This is a genomic window from Variovorax sp. MHTC-1 (assembly GCF_003984645.1).
Lineage (GTDB): Bacteria > Pseudomonadota > Gammaproteobacteria > Burkholderiales > Burkholderiaceae_C > Variovorax.
On sequence record NZ_RWKI01000017.1, the window covers coordinates 23,085 to 44,820 of the forward strand.

Sequence of the window (21,736 nt, forward strand, 5' to 3'; positions counted from 1 at the left end):
CATGATCGAACGCATCGAAGAGCTGCTGCGCAACAACCGGCTGTTCGTCGAGGCGCAGCTGCGCGCGGACCCGGCCTACTTCGAGCGGCTGGCCGAGGGGCAGCATCCGGAGTTCCTCTGGATCGGCTGCTCCGACAGCCGCGTACCGCCCGACCGCATCACCGGCACCGGGCCCGGCGACATGTTCGTCCACCGCAACATCGCCAATCTGGTGGTGCAGACCGACATGAACCTGCTGTCGGTGCTGCAGTACGCGGTGGAGGTGCTGCGCGTGCGCCATGTCATCGTCTGCGGCCACTACGGCTGCGGCGGCGTCAAGGCCGCCATGGGCTGCGCCTCGCACGGTCTGATCGACAACTGGCTGCGCACCATCAAGGACACGCAGCAGTATTTCCGGCGCCAGCTCGAGCCGCTCGCGCAGGAGGCGCGCTTTCGCCGGCTGGTCGAGCTCAACGTGATCGAGCAGGTCTACAACCTGGGCAAGACCAGTGTGGTCCAGCAGGCCTGGCGCGAAGGCCGCGGGCCGGCGATCCACGGCTGGGTCTTCGAGCTGGAGAGCGGCCGCATCGCCGCGCTGACGGGCCGGATCGAGGACGACGAGGCGATGGCGTCGGTCTGCAAGCTCCATGGCGCCGGAGCGCTGCCATGAGCCCGATGCTCGCGGGCCTGGCCTTTGCGCTCGCCGCGCTGTGCGCGGGCGTGATGGGCTTCGCGATCCAGCGCGGCGGAACCTGCACCGTCGCAGCCGTCGAGGAGATCGTCGACAAGCGCAGCGCGCGCCGGCTGCTGGCGCTCGGCGAGGCCTCGCTGTGGGTGGCCGGCGGCCTGCTGCTGGCCCAGGCGCTGCACCTGCTGCCGGCCATGCCGGCCGGCTATGCGCTCAGCGGCTGGACGATCGCGGGCGGGGCGCTGCTCGGCCTCGGCGCCTGGGTCAACCGGGCCTGCGTGTTCGGCGCCATTGCGCGCCTCGGCTCCGGCGAATGGAGTTATGCGCTGACCCCGCTGGGCTTCTACCTCGGCTGCCTGAGCGTGGGGCCGCTGTTCGGCGCGGGGCCGCAGCAGCCGCTGCCGCAAGGCTCGCCGGTGCTGCAGGCGCCGGCCTGGGTGGCCCTGCTCTTCCTCGCATTCGCCGCCTGGCGCGCGCTGGCCCCGCCGAGACGGATGCCCGGTGCGCGCCGCGCCCTGGCCGAGCGCATCTGGTCCCCGCATGCCGCCACCGTCGTCATCGGCATCAGCTTCGTGCTGATGCTGCTGGTGGCGGGCGCCTGGGCCTACACAGAGGTGCTGGCCGAGCTGGCACGCGGCATGGCCGCGAGCCTCGCGGCGCGCACCGCGCTGTTCGTGGCCTTGCTGCTGGGCGCCGTCTGGGGCGGCTGGACCGCGGGGCGCTGGCGCAGCAGGCGCGTCACCGCAGCGCAATGCCTGCGCTGCCTGGCCGGCGGCATGCTGATGGGCTGGGGCAGCCTGCTGATCCCGGGCGGCAACGACGGGCTGATCCTGGTGGGCATGCCCCTGCTGTGGCCCTATGCGTGGGCCGCCTTCCTGCTGATGTGCCTCGCCATCGGCGCGGCCCTGATGCTGGCGCGGCGGGCACGGTCCTGATGCGCCAGGCGCAATCTTCACAATTTCGTCACGGGCGCCGCCAGGCCCGGTCGCCTGCCTAGAATTTCCAGCACCAGGAGGACAGCATGCGACACGCATATTCCTCGTTGGCCGGACGCACCGGCATCGGCCTTCGGCCCGAGCACTGGCGCGCCTTCGCGGAGACACGGCCGCCCGTGGGCTTCATCGAGGCGCACAGCGAGAACTACTTCGGCCGCGGCGGCAAGCCGCTGCATTTCCTGCTGCTCGCGCGCCAGAGTCATGAACTCAGCCTGCACGGCGTGGGCCTGTCCATCGGCTCGGTCGATCCGCTGTGCGAAACGCACCTGTCTCGCCTCGCCGAGCTGGTGCGCATCCTCGAGCCCACGCTGGTCTCCGACCACCTGTGCTGGACCTCGGTGGGCGGCATCCACGCCAACGACCTGCTGCCGCTGCCCTACACCGAGGAGGCGCTCGCGCACGTGGTGGCACGCGTGCAGCGCGTGCAGGAATACCTTGGGCGGCCGATCCTGCTGGAGAACCTCTCAGCCTACCTCGACTACGCGCAATCGATCGTGCCCGAATGGGAGTTCCTGGCCGAGGTGGCGGCACACAGCGGCTGCGGCCTGCTGCTGGACATCAACAACATCCACGTCAGCGCGCACAACCTCGGCTTCGATCCGATCGGCTACATCGAGGCCATTCCGCGCGGCGCGGTACAGGAGATGCACCTGGCTGGCTTCACGCGCAACACGCTCGACGACGGCGCCGAGATCCTGATCGACACGCACAGCGCCCCGGTCGCCGACGCGGTGTGGACGCTCTACGCGGCGGCGCTCGAGCGCTTCGGCGCCGTGCCCACGCTGGTCGAATGGGACGCCGATCTGCCCCCGCTGCCCGCCCTCGTGGCCGAGGCCGGCAAGGCCCGCGCAATGATGGAAGCACGGCATGCCTGCGCTGCCTGACACCCAGCTCCGCGTGATGAACGCGCTGCTGCGGCGCGGCGACCCGGCCGCGGCGGTGGCACTGGTGCGCCCCGGCGCCCTGCCCGCCGCGCGGCGGCTGGCGATCTACCGCAACAACATGGTTCAGAGCCTGGTGGCCGCGCTCGCGGCCGTCTATCCGGTGACCGAGCGGCTGGTCGGCAGTGCCTTCTTCCGCCAGGCCGCCAAGGCCTGCATCGGCGTCCATCCTTCGCACTCCGGCGACCTGCACGACTTCGGCGTCGACTTCCCTGCCTTCCTGCGCGCCTGGACACCAGCGGCCGCGCTGCCGTACCTGCCGGACGTGGCCGCGCTCGAATGGGCGGTGCACCGCGCCTATCACGAGGCCGAGCTGCCGGCCCTCGCACTCGCGCGCCTGGCCGAGGTGCCGCCGTCCGCGCAGGCCGGCCTGCGCCTGGCGCTGCAGCCCTCGGTGCGCTTCGTGTCCTCGCCCTACCCGGTGCTGCGCATCTGGCAGGCCAACCAGGCCGGCGCGGATGACACGGTGACAGTCTCGCTGGATGAAGGCGGCGTCCGGCTGCTGGTGCTGCAGCAGGCGCTGGAGATCGTGTTCGTGCCGCTGGATCCCGCCGAAGACCGCTGGCTCCGCACCCTGGCCGATGGCGCCGGGCTGGGCCAGGCCAGCGCCTGCGCCTTCGACCTCGATCCGGCCTTCGACCTGGCCTCCACGCTGGGGCGCCACCTGGCGCTGGGACTCTTTACGGAGCTGCAGTCATGAGCGCCGCCCGGCTGCCCGAAGGCGCTCGCCCCCTCCTTCAGCAGGGGGTGCGCGAGGGACATGAAGTGACGAGCCTGGGGGAGGTCAGCCAATGACCCGCCGCGTGCTGGTGGTCGAGGACGACCCGGACATCGGCCGGCTCGTCACGCTGCAACTGGCCGAGCTCGACTGCGAATGCCGCCTGATCGCGGACGGCCTCGGCGCGGTGGCCGAGGGCGAGGCCGGCAACTACGACCTGGTCATCCTCGACCTGATGCTGCCGCGCATGGACGGCCTGCAGATCTGTCGCCGCCTGCGTGCCCTGCCGCGCTACACGCCGATCCTGATGCTGACTGCCAAGTCCTCCGAGCTCGACCGCGTGCTCGGCCTGGAGCTGGGCGCCGACGACTACCTGACCAAGCCCTTCAGCATGCTCGAGCTCGCGGCGCGGGTGAAGGCGGTGTTCCGCCGCGCCGACCACCAGCAGGCCGCGGCCGAGCACGCGCAGCAGGCGCGCCAGCCGATCGAGGCCGGCGGCCTGCGCATCGACCTTCAGCGCCACGAGGCGCTGCTCGATGGCCGCCTGCTGGACCTCACGGCCAAGGAATTCGAGTTGCTCGCCTACTTCGCACGCAGCCCGGGCCGGGTCCACACGCGCGCGCAGCTGCTCGACCAGGTCTGGGGCTACAGCCACAGCGGCTACGAGCACACGGTCAACTCCCACATCAACCGCCTGCGCAACAAGATCGAGCGCGATCCGGGCAAGCCCGACTACATCCAGACCGTTTGGGGCGTGGGCTACAAGTTCGCCGATCCCCAGAGTTGAAACGAGCCCCGCCACCGTGGAAAGCCTCTACATGCTGTTCGTCGGCGCCGCCCCGGCGGCGCTGGCGGCGCTGGGCATCTACTGGCGCTTCTCGCGGCGGCTCAGACGCCTGGCCGATGCGCTGGAGGCCGGCGCGCAGCTCGGCTGCCGTCAACCGCTGCGGGTGGCGGGCGCCGACGCGCACGGCGACGAGATCCAGCGCCTGTCGGCGCACGTGGAGCGCATGTCGGGGCGCATCGGCGAGCAGGTGGCCGAGCTCGAGCGCAGCGCCAGCCGGCGCCGCGAGCTGCTGGCCAACGTGTCGCACGACCTGCGCACGCCGCTGGCATCGATGCAAGGCTACCTGGAGCTGCTGCTGCTGCGCCACGGCAGCCTGCCGGTCGAGGAGGAGCGCAACTACCTGGAGATCGCGGTGCGCCACAGCGAGCGGCTGGGGCGGCTGGTCGACGACCTGTTCGCGCTGAGCCAGCTGGAGGGTGACGAGGCACGGCCGCAGCCCGAGGCCTTCTCGCTGGCCGAGCTGGCGCAGGACGTGGCGCAGAAGTTCGCGCTCGATGCGCAGCGGCGCGGCATCGTGCTGCGCGCCTTGGCCGGTGATGGCCAGGCCGGCGGCGTGCGCGCGCTGGCCGACATCGGCATGGTCGAGCGCGTGCTCGAGAACCTGCTGGACAACGCGCTGCGCCACACGCCGCCCGGCGGCACGGTGAGCATCGAGTTCGGCCGTGACGCGGGGCGCGCGCGCATGGCCGTGCGCGACACCGGCTGCGGCATCGCAGCCGACGCGCTGCCCGGCATCTTCGAGCGCTACGATCACGCCGACCGCGCGCTGCCCGGCGGGCGCGGCGGGCTCGGCCTCGCGATCGCGCGGCGCATCGTGCGGCTGCACGGCGGCGAGCTGGCGGCCACCAGCGTCGAAGGTGCAGGCGCTTGCCTGAGCTTCGACCTGCCGCTCGTGCCCGCCGAGGCATCCGCGCAGCGCATCACGGAGGAGGTAGTCCAGTGAGCTCATCTATGATCGCCGCGGCGCTGCTCGCTCTCGCGTTGCTCGCCTGGCTGACCGTCTCGGCCGCGCGCCGCGCCGCGCGTCGCCGCGACGAATGGAATGCCAGGCTGGCGCAGCTGGAACAGCGGGTGGCCGAGCAGCGTGGCGCGGTCGAGCGCGCCGAGGCCTCGCGCGCCGCCGCCGAGGCCGAGCTGCGCGCGAGCGAGGAGCGCTATGCCGCCGCGCTGCGCGGCAGCCAGGACGGCATGTGGGACTGGGACCTGGGGTCGGGCCGCGTGCAGCTCTCGCCGCGCTGGAAGAGCATGCTGGGCTTCGAGGCGCACGAGCTCGCCGATGATCTGCAGGGGTGGCGCTCGCGGGTCCATCCCGAGGACCGCGCCACGCTGGACGAGGCCCTGGCACGTCCGCTGGCAAGCGACGCGCCGCCGGCCGACGCACGCTTCGAGCACGAGCTGCGCCTGCTGCACAAGGACGGCAGCGTGCGCTGGGTGCTGTCGCGCGGGGTTGCGCTCAGGCGCGCGAGCGGCGCCGCGTACCGCGTGATCGGCCAGGACACCGACGTGACGCAGCTGCACCGCGTCTCGCATGTGCTGCAGGCGGTGGCCGATGGCACGGCCGGTGCCGTGGGCGAAGCCTTCTTTCCGGCCATGGTGCGGCACTTCGCACGCGCGCTCGGGCTGGACTGCGCCTTCGTCGCCGAGTGCGCCGACCAGCCGCCGACGCGGGTGCGCACCCTGGCCTGCTGGTCCGACGGCGCGCTTCAGGACAACTTCGAGTTCGTGCTGGCCGGCACCCCCTGCGAAGCCGTGGTCCGCACCGAGCGCCCTGCGCTGCATCGCAGCGGCCTGGCGCAGATGTTCCCGCGCGAGGCCGGCTGGGAGTCCTACCTGGGCCTGCCGATCATCGCCAGCGACGGCCGCATGCTGGGCCACCTGGCCTTCCGCCATCGCGCGCCGCTGGGCGACGAGGTGCTGGTCGACGCGGTCTACCGCATCTTCCTGGCGCGTGCGGCGGCCGAGCTGGAACGGCTTCAGGCGCTGGCGCGGCTGCGCGTGGAATCTTCGGGCGTCGCCGCTTCCTGACTGGCATCCTGGCCGGCGGCCAGCTGCGCTGCGGGCAGGTCGAAGCTGAAGCGACTGCCTTGTCCCGCGATGCTGTGCACCCGCAGCTCGCCGCCGTGCAGCTCCACGATGCGCTTCGCGATCGCCAGGCCCAAGCCGGCGCCGCCGCCGACGTGCTCGCGCTGCCGATCCACGCGGTAGAAGCGGTCGAAGATGAAGGGCAACTCCTCCTCGGGGATGCCGCCGCCGGTGTCGGCCACGCAGGCCGCCACCCGCCCGGCCTCGGCGTGCAGCGTCACGCTCACCGAGCCGCCGGCCGGCGTGTGCCGCAGGGCGTTGCCGATCAGGTTGTCGAGCACGCGCTCCACCAGCCCGAGGTCGGCATCGACCGGTGGTACCGCCTGTCCGCCCTCGAAGCGCAATGCGACCTGCTGCCGGTCGGCGCCGAGCTGGAACTTCTGCAGCACGTCGACCGCGAGCTCGGCCAACTGGAAGGCCTCGCGCGCCAGCCGCACGCCCTTGAAGTCCAGCTTGGCGAGCTCGAACAGCTCGTCGACCAGCGTCGCCAGGTGCTCGCTCTGGCGCAACGCGATCTCGACGTAGCTGCGCTGCGTGGAGCGCCGCAGCTCATCGCCTTTCAGCGTCAGCATCTCCAGGTAGCCGCGCAGCGCCGCCAGCGGCGTGCGCAGGTCGTGCGAGACGTTGGCGATCAGCTCGCTGCGCAGGTAGACGTTCTCGGCCTCCAGGTCGTCCTTGAGGCGCTGGACCTGCGCCAGGGCCTCGGCCAGCTGCGCCCGCGCCGACTGGTGCTCGCCGATCTCGCGCCGCAGGCCCTCGAACAGGCGCGCGTTCTCCAGCGCGATCGCGGCCTCGGTGGCCAGCATGCGCACCACCAGGATGCGCTGCGCGGTGAAGGCGTCGGCGAGCTGGCGGTTCTCGAGGTAGAGCACCCCCACCAGCCGCCCCTGCTTCTGCACTGCCACGCACATCGCCGAGCGCGGCCGATGCAGCTGGATGTAGGGATCGCTGCCGAAGCGGTCGTCGGCCGCCGCGTCGGCAAGCACCACGCTCTCGCCGGTGCGGCGCACGTAGTGGACGATGCCCAGCGGCAGGCTGCGCGATGCCGCGAGCGGCGTGCCGCGCGAGATCGCGGCCTGCGGCGCCTGCAGGGTGTCGGCCGCATGCACCATCGAATCGCCCTCGCCTTCCAGCACCAGGCAGCCGCGCTCGGCGCCGGCGTTCTCGATCGCGATGCGCATCAGCCGCGCCAGCAGCCGGTCGAGCTCGACCTCGGCGGCCATGGCCTGCGCGGCCTTCATCACGCTGTCGAGGTCGAGGCCGTCGCCGTGCCCGCCCGCGGGAAACGCGGCCGCGGCCGGCAAAGGAGCGGCGACTTCCGCACCGGAGGCGGGCGACACCGGTCGCAGCCAGGCATGCCGGGCCTCGAGCTGCGCCACCTTCGCCCCCGCCCCCCAGCGCGCATAACAGGCGCGCGCCTCGGCCATGAACAGCGCACCGAGCACGGCCTCGCCGCGCGCGAGCCGCAGCCGCGCATGCAGCTCGTTGGCGAGCGCGAGCAGCTGCAGCAGCGCGGCATGCTGCGCCGCGAACTCGATCGCCTGCTCGTGGAACTTGATCGCGATGCCCTCCTCGCCGTCGATGCGCGCGGCCTCGGCGGCAAGCAGCAGGGCTTGGCAGCGGAAGTTCTCGGGGCAGTTCTCGGCCAGCATCGCGAAGTAGGCTCGGGCATGGCCGATCTGTGCGCGCGCCGCCCCCTGCTCGGGCGGCGGCGCCTCGTCATGCCAGGCCGCCAGCGCGAGCGCGTGCCAGAAGGCATGGGTCAGGGGCCAGATGGTGCCGGCCACGTGGTGCACCGTGGCGGCGGCCACGCTCGCCGCCGCCAGTGCCTCTGCCGGCGTGCCGAGCAGGCTGCACAGGTGCAGCCGGGCCACCGCGTGGAAGCTGGCGAAGAAGGGGTTGTCGCGGTAGCGCTGGCGGTAGCCCTCCTCCTCGAAGTCCTCGTCCGACAGCGACAGTGGCCCGCGCGTGCGGCCCTGCAGTGCGAGCGCCCATTGCAGCATCAGCTGCGTCGCGTCGGCGAAGCCCTGGTTCTTGAGTTTGCGGATCAGTGCCACGTTGGGCACATGCGCCTCCACGAACTGCGCGAGGTCCTCGCAGGCGAGAAAGGCCGCCCACAGCTCCGTGCCGGCGCCGTAGGCCGCGTAGAGAAAGTCCCCGCTCTCCAGTCCGCTGCGGCAGGCTTCGCGTGCATAGGGAATGCAGCTCGCCAGCGGCCGCCGCCAGAAGTTCACGTGCGCATGGAACTGCTGGTAGATCTTGGCGCGCCGCCGCGTGTCGCCGAAGCGGTGGTTGACCGCCAGCGCCAGCATGCCGAATTCGTGCGCGCTGCGGAAGTCGCCCTGCACCGGACCGACCGTGATCGCGTGCGTGACGTAGCCGTAGGCCGACTCCTCGGCATTGCCGTGCGTGAGCGACAGGCGCACGAGGATCGCCGAGATCAGCCGCGCGAGCGTCGAGTTGCCGAGGATGAAGGCGGAGGCCCAGATGTCCGTCAGCATGCTCATCACGATGAGGGTTTCCGGATGGTCCATCGCGGGCAGCTCGACCAACGCCGCGATCGGCCGCGTGCCCAGCAGCGCGGCGACGCGCTCCATCTCGACGGCCAGCGCGGACTCGGTGTCGGCGGTGGTCTCCGGCAGGCGGAGGCCGAACAGCGCCAGCCCTGCGCGCGTGCTTGCCAGCGCCTCGGCATAGCGCGCCATGTGCTCGTGCTGCACGCTCTGCAGCCGATGGACGCGGGCGCGCTCGATGTTCGTCGCGGCGCGCAGCAGCAGCTGTTGGTACTGCGGCTGCGCGGCCTCGAAGCGGCCGCACAGGTACTCGCTTTCCACCGCCTCGAGCTGCAGCGCGAAGCACAGCGCATGGTCGCCCGCCCACTGCGCCTCGTCGAGCAGGTCGACACCGGCGCGGAAGAACTCGAGCGCGGCCTCGTGCGCGGTCGAGGACTTGGCCTCGCGCCCCGCGAGCAGGTCCAGCCGGGCGACCTCGCGCCGCTCGTCGGGCGCCTCGATCAGGCCGCGCCCGCGGTTGAGGTGGTGCGCGATGTCGAACAGCCCCTGCTGCGCTGGCGCCTCGCCCGCGCGCTGGCGCAGCAGGCGGCCGATGCGCAGGTGCAGCATGGGCTTGCGCGCCTGCGGAATCAGCGCATAGGCGGCTTGCTGCACGCGGTCGTGCAGGAAAGCGTAGGCCGGCGCGTCCCCGTGCGCCGAGGCCTCGGCATGGGGCGGGACGGGCACGATCAGCCCCTCGGCCATCGCCTGGGTCAGGTCCTCCGCCACTGTCTCCTGCGGCTGCTCGCAGATCAGCGCCAGCGTATGCGCATCGAAGCGGTTGCCGATGCAGGCCGCCAGCGTCAGCGCGTACTGCGAGCGGCTGGACAGGCGCTGGATGTTGCGCGTCATGAGCTCGACCACATCCTCGGCCAGGGGTGCCTGCGCGATGGCCTCGATCCGGTAGCGCCAGCGCTGCGCCACCGCGTCGAAGCGGAAATGGCCGTCGCGCTCCAGGCTGCGGAGGAACTGGTGCACGAAGAAGGGGTTGCCGCCGGTCTTCTCCAGCACCAGGCGCGCCAGCGGCAGGGCCTCCTCGAGCTCGCCGTGCAACATGTCGCGTACCAGGGCGGCCAGCTCGGCCAGGCGCAGCGGCCCGAGCGTGACGCGCTGCATCGCTACGCCGGCGGCCTCCAGCGCGCGCAGCGCGGGCGCCAGGTGCTGCGGCGCATCGGGCTCGTTGTCGCGGCAGGCGCCGATCAGCAGCAGGCCGCGGATCTCCGGGCTGTCGAGCAGGGGCTCGAGCAGGCCCAGCGTGGCGGCGTCGGCCCACTGCAGGTCGTCCAGGAAGACCACCAGCGGATGCGCCGGTTGCGCCACCGCGGCGACGAAGTTCCGAAACACGCGCTGGAAACGGTTCTGCGCCTCGGTAGGCCCCAGCGGCACGGGCGGCGGCTGCTCGCCGAGGATGAAGCCGATCTCCGGGATCACCTGCGCCAGCACGCCGCCGTTGGGCCCCAGCGCCTGCGCCAGTGCCACGCGCCAGTGCGCCAGGCACGCCTCGCTCTCGGTGAGCATCTGCCGCACCAGCTCGCGAAAGGCCTGGATCAGGGCGCCGAAGGGCACGCCCCGCACGACCTGGTCGAACTTGCCCGAGACGAAATAGCCGCCCCCGCGGCGCACCAGGGGCCGACACAGTGCGAAGACCAGGGCGGTCTTGCCGATGCCGGCATAGCCGTCCACCAGCAGCATCGCGGGCCGCGCCTGCGCCTCGCGCGCGCGCTCGCAGGCCGCGCGCAGCAGCGCCTGCTCCGCTTCGCGGCCGTACAGCTGCGCACGGATCGCGAGGCCCTGCGCTGGGTCGCGCAGGCCGGGCACGAAGGGCGCGATGCGCCGGTGCGCCGCCCATTCGCGCGCGCAGAAGGCCAGGTCCTCCGCCAGGCCGGCCGCGCTCTGGTAGCGCTCGCCGGGCGATTTGGCCAACAGTTTCATCACGATGTCCGACACCGGCTGCGGCAGGCCTGGTGCGCGCGCAGCGGGCGTCACGGGCGTGGCCGCGATGTGCGCGTGGATCAGCTCCAGGGCATCGTCGGAGGCGAAGGGCAGCTCGCCGGTCAGAAGTTGGTAGAGCAGCACGCCGAGCGCATACAGGTCGCTGCGGTGGTCGGGGCTGCTGCCGGTGCGGCCGGTCTGCTCGGGCGAGGCATGGCGCAGCGGGGCCACGGTGCCCATGGCGGCGGCCGGCAGCAGCCCTCGCCTGGCCTCGCTCCCCGCCTCCGCGAAATCGACCAGCCAGGCGCGGGCCGATGCGCCATCGGCGAGCACGATCTCGGGACGCAGCCCGCGGTGGACCAGGCCGCGCCGGTGCAGCTCGGCCAGCGCGGTGGCGAGCTGCACGCCGAAGTCGAGCGCCAGCGGCAGCGCCAGGCCGCCGGCCAAGAGCAGCGAGGACAGCGGCTCGCCGCCCGGGTCCTCCATCACCAGCGCCGGCCCGGCTGGCAGCTCGAACAGGCGCGGCTGCAGCGCCGCGGTGCAGGACAGGCCGGCCATGAGCTCGCACTCGCGCCGCAGCGCCGCGCGCTCGGCGGCGCCCGGTGGCAGCTGCTGCGCGCACTTGAGCAGCACGCGCCGACCCGCGAGCAGGCCGCGGCCGAGCCGGAAGGCACCGGTGTCGGCGATCCAGGCATGCACTTCGGGCGTCGGGCTCATCGCATTCTTCCTCTTCCCATGGCGCGGCGCAGGCGCGCTGTGCGCACTGTGCGCCCGATCCGGCCTCCCTGGCAATGCGTGACCAAAGCGTGAACTTTGGCGGACCGCGGCGTGAAGCGCGGCGGCCACAGTGCATCGCGGAGCCACCGAACGGTGGCCCGTCCCTCGTCAATCACGCTTCCAGGAGAAAGTCACCATGCACATCGCCAATCCCCCGCGCCGCTCGATCCGGCGCCATGCCCTGCTCGCGGCGCTGGCCGCAAGCGCGCTCGCCGCCCTGGCGCCGTCTGTCCATGCCGGCGAATGCCCGGCCGACAAGGTCGTCGCCGACGGACAGGGCCAGAAGCCCGGACCGACCACGCCCAAGGACGTGACGGACGTGGTGCGCTACAGCACCGACCTGTCGAAGGAGCCGCTGGCGCTCCAGGGCCGTCTGTTCCGCCTGCGCCAGCTCGAGATGAAGCCCGGCGGCATCGTGCCCTGGCACAGCCACAACGAGCGCCCGGCGATGATCTACATCGTCTCCGGCGAGGTGGTCGAGTACGCCAGCAGCTGCGCCGTGCCCATCGTGCACCGCGCCGGCGACGTGGCGCCGGAGAGGAACGGCACCTCGCATTGGTGGAAGAACACCGGCAGCACCACCGCCGTGCTGATCTCGGTGGACCTGTTCCCCACCGGCAAGCAGATGGACCCGCACGAGATGTGAGATGAGGAGCATGCCATGTTCATTCGCATCTCCCGGCTGCTGTCGGCGGCCTGCCTCGGGCTGGCACTGGTTGCGACGCAGTCGCCGGCGCAAGGTCGGGCGCCGCCTGCCGACGGCCTGATCAAGGTCCGCAGTGCCTATTCGGTGGAAGAGACCATCGCGCGCATCAGGAAGGACATCGCCGACAAGGGCATCGTGTTCTTCATGGCGGTGGACCAGTCCCAGCTCGCGGCCGACGCCGGCATCCGCGTGCGGCCCTCGACGCTGCTGGTGTTCGGCAATCCGCCGCTGGGCGCGCAGTTCCTGACCTCGAACCCGTATTCGGGACTGGACTGGCCGGTGCGCCTGCTGGTGCTGCAGGACGAGAGCGGCGCGGTCTGGGCGGCTTACACCGACTTCGACTGGATCGCACGCCGGCACGGCATCATCGACCGGCAGGCGCAGTTCGCGATGGCCTCCGCGGTGGTGGCCTCGATCACCTCGGTGGTGCGCGCGGACTGAGCTGCGCAGGAAAGGACCGGCCATGGCCACGCACTACGACGCATTGATCATCGGCAGCGGCCAGGCCGGGCCCTTTCTCGCGGCTCGCCTGGTGGAGGCCGGCATGCAGGTTGCACTGATCGAGCGCGAGCACCTGGGCGGCACCTGCGTCAATGATGGCTGCATGCCGACCAAGACGCTGGTCGCGAGCGCGCGCGTCGCCCACCTGGCGCGCCGCGCGCGCGACTTCGGCGTCGTGCTCCACGGCGCCGTAGGCGTCGACATGAAGGCCATCAAGACACGTAAGGATGCCGTGGTCGACAACGCGGTGAAGGGCCTCACGCAGTGGCTCGAAGGTATGCAGGGCCTGCGCCTGGTGCGCGGCCACGCGCGCTTCGTCGCGCCGCACGCGGTAGAGGTCGATGGCGAGACGCTGGAGGCGCCGAAGATCTTCATCAACACCGGCGGCCGTCCCGTGCTGCCGGACTGGCCCGGGCTCGACCAGGTGCCGGTGCTGACCAACACCTCGATGATGGCGCTGGACGTGCTGCCACGGCACCTGGTCGTCATCGGCGGCAGCTACATCGGGCTCGAGTTTGCGCAGATCTACCGCCGCTTCGGCGCCGAGGTCACGGTGCTCGAGTACGCTGATCGCCTGATCGCGCGAGAGGACCCGGAGGTGTCGCAGGAGGTGCAGGCCATCCTCGAGAGAGAGGGCGTGCGCTTCCTGCTCGGCGTGCGCGATGCGCGCGTGTCGAGTTCGGCCGACGGCCAGGGCATCCGCATCGCGCTGGCGGCCGCCGGAACGGCGCACGAGATCGAAGGCAGCCACCTGCTGGCCGCGGTCGGCCGGCGGCCGAACACCGACGACCTTGGCCTGGAGCGCGCCGGCATCGCCACCGATGCGCGCGGCTTCATCACCGTCGACGCGCAGCTGCGCACCAGCGTGCCCGGCGTGTGGGCGCTGGGCGATGCGAACGGCCAGGGTTCCTTCACACACACCGCGTACAACGACCACGAGATCGTCGCCGCCAACCTGCTGGACGGCGAGGCGCGCCGCAGCACTGAGCGCATCCCCGCCTATGCGCTCTTCACCGACCCGCCGCTCGGCCGCATCGGCATGACCGAGGCGCAGGCGCGGGCCAGCGGCCGTCCCGCCCTGGTGGGCGTGATGCCCATGAGTCGCGTGGGTCGCGCCAAGGAGCGCGGCGAGACGCAGGGCTTCATGAAGGTGCTGGTCGATGCGAAGACGGAGCGCATCCTCGGCGCGGCTCTGCTGTGCATCGAAGGCGACGAGATCGTGCATTCACTGCTGGATGCGATGGCGGCCGATGCGTCGTACCGCGTGATCCGACGCTGCGTGCACATTCATCCCACGGTGAGCGAACTCATTCCGGCGTTGCTGGATGGACTCGTGCCGCTACGGTGAGGGGCTCAGGACGCTCGAGCGTTGCATACCACTGTCGCTACCGAAGAGCGAATGCGGCCACGCGATCAGTCAGAAGCAAGGCACCAATCAGCAATGAGATCTCTCATGGAGCTGAACGGTCGTTGCCGAGCATTTGCTGAGGCGCCTTCACGACCGGCGCAGGCGAGCCGATTGTGCCCCCCACCATGTGCGCGGCCAGCGATTCGTAGAGAGGCCGGCTGATCATCCGCGAGACCAGGCTGGCCAGCATGGCCGAGGCCATCAGGCTCAGCACCATCGAATGGCCGTCGACCATCTCCATCACGATGATGAAGGCAGTAAGCGGCGCCTGCGTCACGGCGGCAAGAAAGCCGGCCATGCCCATGGCGATCAACGCGGGGCCGAGCCCGGAACCGGCGAATTGGGCGATGCCATTGCCGATGCCGGCACCGATCGACAGCGCGGGCGCGAAGATACCGCCCGGCACGCCGCACCAGGCGGTGAGCCACGTGGCGATGAACTTGAGCAGCGTATACAGCGGTGAGAGCTCGTCGTGCCCGGCCAGCATCCGCTCCACGGCCTCGGACCCCGCGCCGAAGGTTACACCGCCCGTCACCAGGCCAATCACCGCCACCGCGAGGCCACCCACCGCAGCGAAGCGCACCGGCCAGCGCGCGCGCACGCGGTTCAGCCGTCCGGGCGCGCCGGTGAGCGAGGCGATGAGGAGCCGCGCGAACAAGCCGCCTGCCACGCCCGTCGCCAGCGCGACCAGCAGGCCCGGCCCCAGTGCGTCCCAGCTGATGTGGGGCACCTTGATCACGCCGAAGTAGCTGAGGTTGCCAAAAGCCGACACCGCGACCAGCCCGGCCAGTACGATCGCTGTGATGATGAGGCCGCTCGCGCGCGCCTCGAGCCGGCCGGACAACTCCTCGATCGCGAACACGACGCCCGCGAGCGGTGCATTGAAGGCCGCCGCAATGCCGGCCGCGCCGCCCGCCACCAGGAGGGCGCGCGCGTCGATCGGCGTGTCGGGCGAGAGCCAGCGCCGCGCGTGCTGCATCACGCCGGCCGCGACCTGCACGGAAGGGCCTTCGCGGCCGATCGACAGCCCCGCGGCGAGCCCCGCCACCGCGAGCCCGATCTTGGCGACCGTGAGTCGCAGCGACACCAGAAGATTGCGCCGTTCAGGCGGCAGGGCCGGATGCAGCGCGGCCTTGACCTGTGGGATTCCCGAGCCGGCAGCGCCCGGAAACCATCGTCGCGTGACCCAGACAATCGCAGCGGTGATTGACGGGGTCCAAAGCAGGATCGCCCAGGGATAGGATCGGTGCAGGCTGTGGAACAGCTCGAAGACCCAGTCGCTTGCGATTGTGAACGCCACCACAAACAGGCCCGCAGCCACCGCATAGGCGAGAACAATGGCGCGGTCGAGCCAGATGCGGCCGCTCGAGAGTTCGGCGCGCAGGTTCTGCAGGAAATCGGGTTCACGGTTCATTGACGTTTTTCAATCTTGCAGCGGCATTGCGAGGAGGAGGCTTGTCCAAACCTGTGAACAAGAGCAATTTGCATGCTCACCCATGGCGCGACCTCGTTCACAAACCGCCGATGCATGGAACTGAAAGGCTCCGTAGCCGGTTCGCTCCTCATCTTCTGACGACGCGAAGAACGATGTTGTTGATGCCCGCATCGGCTTGACCTTGGCTCCTGCTGCGTCTCTGGACGAGGTCTGAAGCGACGACAACTACCAAGCGAATGCTCGGATTCACGCAAGGTCGGTTTGCTAGGCTACATTGAACGCCCTGCGCAACACAGTTTGAATTGTCCGGCGGGCTTTGCACCCGTCTTTGACTTTTCGTCCCAAGCGAGTTGGACCGACACCGGTGTCCCTCCAGCTTCATTGCTCTTTTTTTCGACGCAGGATATGCGTGAAGGAAGGCACGGTATGACCCAGACAAGCACTGCAGGGTCGGAAGACGCGACGCCATTGGAAGAGGCGCTCGCGAAGAACGTGGATGCCACCGAAGAGGTCAGGCGGACGGCAGACGAGTTGGCGATCGTCCGTGCAGTTCTGGACAAGGTGCCTGACGGAGCTCCACCCGAGGATATCGAGTTGGCCGCCGAACGCGCGGAAGAACTCGAAGGGGGTCTTTCCTCGGCGGCTGAAAAGCTTGACGAAGTGAACGACACGCTGGCAGAGGAGCTGAAGGCTCGTGGAACGACGAACGGCTGAGTGCCGCAACACGTCAGCGTGACCGCCTACACGGTAGCAGTAGGAGGCCCAGGATCATCGGGGCCGCAATGAGGCGGCCATGTCTACCAAAACATTCTTGGTTGAGGACAGCGCGACAATACGGGCGAATTTGGTCCCCGCGATGCGAGAGCTTGCCGATGTCGAGGTCATCGCATGCGTGGAAACAGAGAGCGAAGCGGTCGCTTGGCTTGCGACGTACACCGGTGATTTGCACCTTGCAGTAGTAGACCTCCTGCTAAGAGAAGGTTCGGGCCTCGGCGTCACCAGGCACTTTAGGCGGGCACGCTCCCAACTCGCAATTGTGGTCCTCACGAACTACGCGACAACGAGTACACGTGGGCGGGCTATGGCAGCTGGCGCTTCTGCGGTGTTCGACAAGTCGACGGAACTGGAGGAGTTCTTCGCCTACTGCGCGGCGCTGTCGCGTTAGGTGAGCGGCGACGCACCTCGTGCTCGCTGGATCAGTGGGGCGCCGGGCGGGCTGGGAAGGGCTACAGATGCTGCGTTGACCCGCTTAACTTAACGGTAGGAGAATTCTTCGTGCACCGGGTGGTGCGCTCACCGGCGGAGTCGCGGGCTACCCGCGCCGATGTGTCATCCCAGCCCGCCGGAGGACGATGTGATGGACGAAGCCAAGCTTAACGAGTTCATGGGCAAGCTCGTCGTCGACATGGGTGGCGCGGCCATCATGGCCAATGTGATCCTCGGTGAGGAACTGGGGTTGTACCGGGCGATGGCCGACGGAAACCCGGTGACGCCAGACCAACTGGCCGAGCGCACCGGTTGCAACGCCCGGCTCGTGCGTGAGTGGCTCAGCGGCCAAGCGGCGAGCGGCTACGTCGAGCACAACCAGGGACGCTTCAGGCTGCCCGAAGAGCAGGCCATGGCGCTGGCGCAAGAGGACTCGCCGGTGTACGTGGCCGGCGGAGCGGTCGTGCTTGCCAGCATGTACTTCGATAAGGACAAGGTGGTCACCGCAATGCGCGGCGACGGCGCGCTGTCGTGGGCCGATCACCATCCGTGCCTCTTCTCTGGAACCGAGCGTTTCTTCCGGCCCGGCTATCGAGCCCACCTGGTCAGCGAATGGCTGCCGGCGCTCGACGGCGTGGTGTCCCAGCTCGAGCAGGGCGCAAAGGTCGCCGACGTCGGCTGCGGTCATGGTGCGTCCACCCTGATCATGGCCAAGGCATTTCCGAAGTCGACCTTCCACGGATTCGACTTTCACGACCGCTCGATCGAACAGGCGCGCCAGCGCGCGGCGGACGCCGCCGTTGGCGAGCGGGTCCAGTTCACCCAAGCGACTGCACAAAGTTTCCCGGGTAGCGATTTTGATCTGGTGTGCTTCTTCGACTGCCTGCACGACATGGGCGATCCCGTGGGGGCAGCCCAGCGTGCGCACGAGGCGCTCAAGCCGGGAGGCTCAGTGCTGCTGGTCGAACCCTTTGCCAACGACGAACTGGACGAGAACCTCAATCCCGTGGGCCGGCTGTTCTACGCGGCGTCGACTTGCATCTGCACGCCCAACTCACTGTCGCAGGACGTGAAGCTGGGGCTTGGCGCGCAGGCCGGCGAACGCCGGCTGAGGCATGTCTTCGCTGAGGCGGGGTTCTCCCGCTTCCGCCGCGCGACCGAGACGCCGTTCAACTTGGTGCTGGAGGCGCGCAAGTAGCACCCGGCCAAGCTCGCTGACGTGGGCTTCCAGCCACGCGGCTCGCGAGAAAGGATTCTGCTTCCGCTTGTGACCGGATTCTGCCGGTGCCGATGGTGGACCCGTGACGCAGCCCTGGTGTTCGTCGCCGCACGCCCTGCCACGACCCAAGCCGCCAGCCACTGAAATCTCGCGGGCCCAGCCAGATATCCTTGACGACCAGGGCCGCCGCTGCAGGCACCGGGCGAATCCGATGCGAAGCCGAGCACTCATGGTGAACGTTTGATTCTCTGATCGGGCCCGTTTGTCAATACCGGGCTGTCTCTGTGTTGTGCGCACTGTGCTGGAATCGTCTCGGTGCGGGTCACGCTTCCCTACGCAGTCGGGGCCCTGGGCCTTCCGGCCAGGCGCTGCACGCATTGGTCAGACGGAGCGGAGAGCCACGCTTTTGGGCGCGCTTTGACGCGCAGCAGACGTTTGCGGCTTCATCCGGATCATCGTCTACCAATACCAGACGGAGCTGCTCTGCGGGCTGTTTCAGTGTCGAGGTTGGCCCTTGGCCCACGGCGCGTGATGCGCCGCCCGCCGTACAAGCATTGCCGCGTCGCTGCATGCGGCGTATGGTCCCCCGATGGCTCGTGAAGAAGCACGAAAGGTGAGCAAGGCGGATGCGAGACATCATTTCGCTTTGGTGCAGCGTGCGCTCGCCGCAGCCAACGACGCACAACGCGACGAGGCGCTTGGCGAAGGCTTCGCGCGCTTCGGCATGGGCTTCGCCTACGCGCTGGGCGAACTCGCCAGGCTCGAGAACACGCCCGGGCCCTACACGGCGCTGAGCGAGGAATCGGGAGCTTTCTTGCTGCGCTGGATCGGCGGCGCTCGCCTCACCAAGCGCGCCGACGACGACGAGCGCCGCGTCGCGGTGGGCGAGGAGATGCTCCTGATGGCGCAGGGCCATGTACGCATCGGCGGCATCGTTGCGCGAGCGATCCTGTCGCTGCCCGAGTCGCACCCTCAGCGCGACCTGCAACGAGCCGAGACTCTCGTGCGGCAACGGCTTGGCGCGGCGCTTGACGAAGACGATCCTTCATCGTTCGTCTCGTCGGTGATCGACTTGCTCGATCATGGCCTTGCTGGCGAGGATGAAGCCGCGTCGCTCTATGAGCAGGCCCGGCAGCGGCTGCCCATCGAAGGCGAGCCGCAGCTGCCGCGCCGCCTGGACGTTGCGTCGCTCAAGTTTCACGCCAAGCTGGCGATCGAGGCGCGCGACGCCGGCGAAGCTTCGCGCCTCAAGGAACAGTCCGCTCTCGCGCGCCAACGCGCCGATACGATCGGTGCCGAGCCTTCGAGCGACCGTGAGCTGCGCCAGAGCCGCATGCTGCTCGCGATGCTGATTGACGTCGACGAGAGCGGCGCCGCAGTCGCGGCGACGGCCTGGGCTGCAGCGCGCAGCGGCGAGCTGGTGCCGGACGACATTGACCGCATCGTCGCGTACCACGAAGGGCGCCGGCGCCTCGAACTCGGCGAGCACGAGGCCGCGGTGCAGCTCTTCGCACCGCTGATCGATGCGGCGCGCGACGACTACCTTGATGCACTGCGCGACGCCGATGTTCAGGACCGAGGTGAGCATTTCAGCAACCTGGCCACGCATCACGCCTTCGCGCTCGGCGCGCTTGGGCGCTGGGACGAGGCGCTGCGCGCGCTGGATGCCGCACGCAGCCTGCGCCTGCGCCAGCGCGGGTGGTTGCGCACGATCCCGCGCGGGCGAACGCTGCTGCGCCTCGAGCGTGAGCTGCATGCGCACGAGCGTGGCGCACCGCTTGGTTCGACGGCGACAGCCCCCGCCCCCGAACGCGCTGACGCCGGTGACCGCATGCACGGTCAGGTGTCGCGCCATGCACGGGTGTACGAGCGCTACCGCAGGCTGCGGCCGCAGTTCGATGCGTCAGCGCTGGTGTCGCCCGGCATCGCCGAAGTGGCAGCGGCGCTCGGTGAACACGAGGCGGTGCTTTCGATCGGCAGCGGTTTCAGGGGCACGCTTGCGGTGCTGGTGCGCCACGGCGACCGCGAGCGGCCGAGCCGCGCGCAATGGATCAGCGAGTGGACCCACCGCTATTGGATGCGTGTGATGGCAGGCGACGAGGCGCGCCCGGGTTGGCTCTTCGCGATGGGCGCGCCCGAGCTCGGCCTCGAACACGCCGCGGTGCTTGATGGTCTGCTCGCCGCGGTCGACGCCGACCTCGGACGCTGGATCGCGAAGGCAGCGCACGAGTTCGGTGTGCGCCGGCTCACGATCGTCGCGCACCGCTATCTGCACCTGCTGCCGTTCTGGGCGCTCCCTTCGCTGGCCGAGATCGAGATCGCGAGCGCGCCCAGCCTCGCGCACCTGCTGGCCTCACGTGCGCCGCGTCTGCCGAGCTCACGCCGCGCGGTGATCGTCGAGAACCCGACCGGCGATCTGCCGCTCGCCGCCGCCGAATGCGCAGCGGTGCAGAGCGCCTTGTGCGGCGCCGGCTTCGCCGTCGAACGCTTCGCGCACGAGCGCGCCACCGAAGCGCTCGTGGCACCCCCGCTGCGCCATGCGGGCGTGTTGCACTTCTGTGGTCACGGGCGATCGGAACCCGACCGCGACCGTGCATCGGCTTTGCTGATGCACGCGGGCGCCGGCGCGCTGGGCCTGCCGGGCGCCGACCCGCTCGGCGTGCTGGCCGCGGCCGCGGCCGCCGGGGCATGGGCGGAGCAAGGGGGCGGCCGGCGTCATACCGACATCGACGGGCGCGGTCGTCTGCATGAGATACGGCGCGAAGATGGCACGCCGCTCGAGCGCAGGCTCGAATTCAGCGTCACCGGCACGTTGTGGACGTTGTACCGAGACGGCGCGCCGCTGCGCAGTGCCGAGCTCTGGTCGGCGGGCGACATCGGCGTCGGCGCGCGCTTGAACCGTCTCGGCGTGGCCTTTCTCTCGGCTTGTGAAACCGGCTCCGGCGGCTTTGAGCCGGTGATCGACGAATACGGTGGCTTGCCCGCGGCTCTTTTGCTGGCCGGCGTGGGCGCGGTGGTGTGCAGTTTGTGGCCGGTGCCTGAGTCGCTCACGCTGCTCGCCGCCGACCTGTTCTACCGCCGGCTCGCGGCGTCGGGCGACGCGTTCGACGTCGTGACCGCATTGCGCGAGAGCGCCGGCGCTTTGCGCGAGATGCCGCGCGACGAGGCACGCGCGCGGTTCTTGGAAATGCGCGAACAGCGCCTGCAGCCGGCAGCGCGCTTCATGCTCGAGGCGGCTGCGACCCGCTTGCAAGGCGGGCCCGAGCGCCCTTACGCTCACCCGGTGCACTGGGCCGCCTTTTTCGCGGTCGGCAAGCCGCAAATCCGTTTCGCGAAAGGAAGACACCATGGGACTACTCGATGAGCTCATCGTGGGGACTGCGGCGGCGCACGACGCCGGCGTGGCCGTGGCCGTGGACGTGAGCGGCGCCAGCGATGCGCAGGTGCTCGGGACACTGGTCAGTACCTTCGGCGCCGACGATTCGTGTACCGAGATTCAGGTGCGGCGCGGAGGGGCGCTGCTCGGCACCGTGAACCGCGAAGCGACGATCGCGTTCGTCGGCGACGGCCTGAAGGGTGTCGGCGCATCCGACGCCATGGTGCTGCCGGGCGTGGGGAACTACAGCACCACGAACTGGGTGTGCCCGCGGCACGGCTGCGGCTACTCGCTCGTGACCATCGTGTTGGACGATGCGCCGAACTGCGCGCGCCACCCCGACCAAACGCTTGTCCTGCAAGGCTGAAGGTTGC

The 21,736-nt window shown here is 70.1% G+C and carries 17 protein-coding genes; 15 read left to right on the forward strand and 2 right to left on the reverse strand.

Annotated elements, in window-relative coordinates:
* Position 1 precedes the first annotated feature (1 nt).
* The 7 genes from can to EJI01_RS22070 all read left to right on the forward strand — a co-directional run bounded on the left by can (position 2) and on the right by EJI01_RS22070 (position 6,193).
* Positions 2 to 649 (forward strand): carbonate dehydratase, encoded by a 648-nt coding sequence (gene can, locus EJI01_RS22040; RefSeq protein ID WP_126839265.1) that lies wholly within the window; start codon positions 2 to 4, stop codon positions 647 to 649.
* The gene (locus EJI01_RS22045; RefSeq protein ID WP_260602586.1) at positions 646 to 1,602 is read left to right on the forward strand and encodes a YeeE/YedE family protein; all 957 of its coding nucleotides are present in this window, start codon (positions 646 to 648) and stop codon (positions 1,600 to 1,602) included. Before can ends, EJI01_RS22045 begins: the two co-directional genes overlap by 4 nt.
* 86 nt (positions 1,603 to 1,688) lie before the next feature.
* Positions 1,689 to 2,546, forward strand: coding sequence for a DUF692 domain-containing protein (locus EJI01_RS22050; RefSeq protein WP_126839266.1), 858 nt, complete (start codon positions 1,689 to 1,691; stop codon positions 2,544 to 2,546).
* The gene (locus tag EJI01_RS22055) at positions 2,530 to 3,303 is read left to right on the forward strand and encodes a DNA-binding domain-containing protein (RefSeq protein WP_126839267.1); all 774 of its coding nucleotides are present in this window, start codon (positions 2,530 to 2,532) and stop codon (positions 3,301 to 3,303) included. The genes EJI01_RS22050 and EJI01_RS22055 overlap by 17 nt, the downstream gene beginning before the upstream one ends.
* 91 nt (positions 3,304 to 3,394) lie before the next feature.
* The gene (locus EJI01_RS22060) at positions 3,395 to 4,108 is read left to right on the forward strand and encodes a response regulator transcription factor (protein WP_126839268.1); all 714 of its coding nucleotides are present in this window, start codon (positions 3,395 to 3,397) and stop codon (positions 4,106 to 4,108) included.
* A gap of 16 nt (positions 4,109 to 4,124) precedes the next feature.
* The gene (locus EJI01_RS22065) at positions 4,125 to 5,111 is read left to right on the forward strand and encodes a sensor histidine kinase (RefSeq protein WP_126839269.1); all 987 of its coding nucleotides are present in this window, start codon (positions 4,125 to 4,127) and stop codon (positions 5,109 to 5,111) included.
* Complete coding sequence (locus tag EJI01_RS22070) at positions 5,108 to 6,193, forward strand: PAS domain-containing protein (protein ID WP_126839270.1); 1,086 nt, start codon at positions 5,108 to 5,110, stop codon at positions 6,191 to 6,193. Before EJI01_RS22065 ends, EJI01_RS22070 begins: the two co-directional genes overlap by 4 nt.
* Here EJI01_RS22070 and EJI01_RS22075 read toward each other — a convergent pair.
* A complete protein-coding gene (locus EJI01_RS22075; RefSeq protein WP_126839271.1) occupies positions 6,142 to 11,451 on the reverse strand; it encodes an AAA family ATPase in 5,310 nt (1,769 codons plus the stop codon). The two genes, EJI01_RS22070 and EJI01_RS22075, sit on opposite strands and share 52 nt — an antisense overlap.
* 196 nt (positions 11,452 to 11,647) lie before the next feature.
* On the opposite strand from EJI01_RS22075, the gene EJI01_RS22080 reads away from it, so the two are divergent.
* Genes EJI01_RS22080 through EJI01_RS22090 form a run of 3 tightly spaced genes read left to right on the forward strand, consistent with a single transcriptional unit; the run spans position 11,648 to position 14,066 of the window.
* Positions 11,648 to 12,157: a cupin domain-containing protein gene (locus tag EJI01_RS22080; RefSeq protein WP_126839272.1), complete on the forward strand. Its 510-nt coding sequence runs from the start codon at positions 11,648 to 11,650 to the stop codon at positions 12,155 to 12,157.
* A 15-nt stretch (positions 12,158 to 12,172) separates the two neighbouring features.
* On the forward strand, positions 12,173 to 12,658 hold the full coding sequence (locus EJI01_RS22085) for a DUF302 domain-containing protein (RefSeq protein WP_126839273.1): 486 nt from the start codon (positions 12,173 to 12,175) through the stop codon (positions 12,656 to 12,658).
* Between the two features lie 22 nt (positions 12,659 to 12,680).
* Complete coding sequence (locus EJI01_RS22090; protein ID WP_126839274.1) at positions 12,681 to 14,066, forward strand: FAD-containing oxidoreductase; 1,386 nt, start codon at positions 12,681 to 12,683, stop codon at positions 14,064 to 14,066.
* 103 nt (positions 14,067 to 14,169) lie between these two features.
* Here the strand turns inward: EJI01_RS22090 and EJI01_RS22095 are convergent, their stop codons facing one another.
* Positions 14,170 to 15,540 carry a chloride channel protein gene (locus tag EJI01_RS22095; protein ID WP_126839275.1) on the reverse strand — a complete coding sequence of 457 codons (1,371 nt, stop codon included), beginning with the start codon at positions 15,538 to 15,540 and terminating at the stop codon, positions 14,170 to 14,172.
* A gap of 447 nt (positions 15,541 to 15,987) precedes the next feature.
* Between EJI01_RS22095 and EJI01_RS22100 the strand changes: the two genes are divergently transcribed.
* The 5 genes from EJI01_RS22100 (at position 15,988) to EJI01_RS22120 (ending at position 21,729) form a co-directional block, all read left to right on the forward strand.
* Positions 15,988 to 16,275, forward strand: coding sequence for a hypothetical protein (locus EJI01_RS22100; RefSeq protein ID WP_126839276.1), 288 nt, complete (start codon positions 15,988 to 15,990; stop codon positions 16,273 to 16,275).
* Between the two features lie 79 nt (positions 16,276 to 16,354).
* Complete coding sequence (locus EJI01_RS22105; protein ID WP_126839277.1) at positions 16,355 to 16,726, forward strand: response regulator; 372 nt, start codon at positions 16,355 to 16,357, stop codon at positions 16,724 to 16,726.
* A gap of 192 nt (positions 16,727 to 16,918) precedes the next feature.
* Entirely contained in the window at positions 16,919 to 17,965 is a 1,047-nt protein-coding gene (locus tag EJI01_RS22110) for a class I SAM-dependent methyltransferase (RefSeq protein WP_126839278.1), read from the forward strand.
* Between the two features lie 835 nt (positions 17,966 to 18,800).
* Complete coding sequence (locus EJI01_RS22115; RefSeq protein ID WP_126839279.1) at positions 18,801 to 21,350, forward strand: CHAT domain-containing protein; 2,550 nt, start codon at positions 18,801 to 18,803, stop codon at positions 21,348 to 21,350.
* Positions 21,334 to 21,729 (forward strand): hypothetical protein, encoded by a 396-nt coding sequence (locus EJI01_RS22120; protein WP_126839280.1) that lies wholly within the window; start codon positions 21,334 to 21,336, stop codon positions 21,727 to 21,729. The genes EJI01_RS22115 and EJI01_RS22120 overlap by 17 nt, the downstream gene beginning before the upstream one ends.
* Positions 21,730 to 21,736 lie beyond the last annotated feature (7 nt).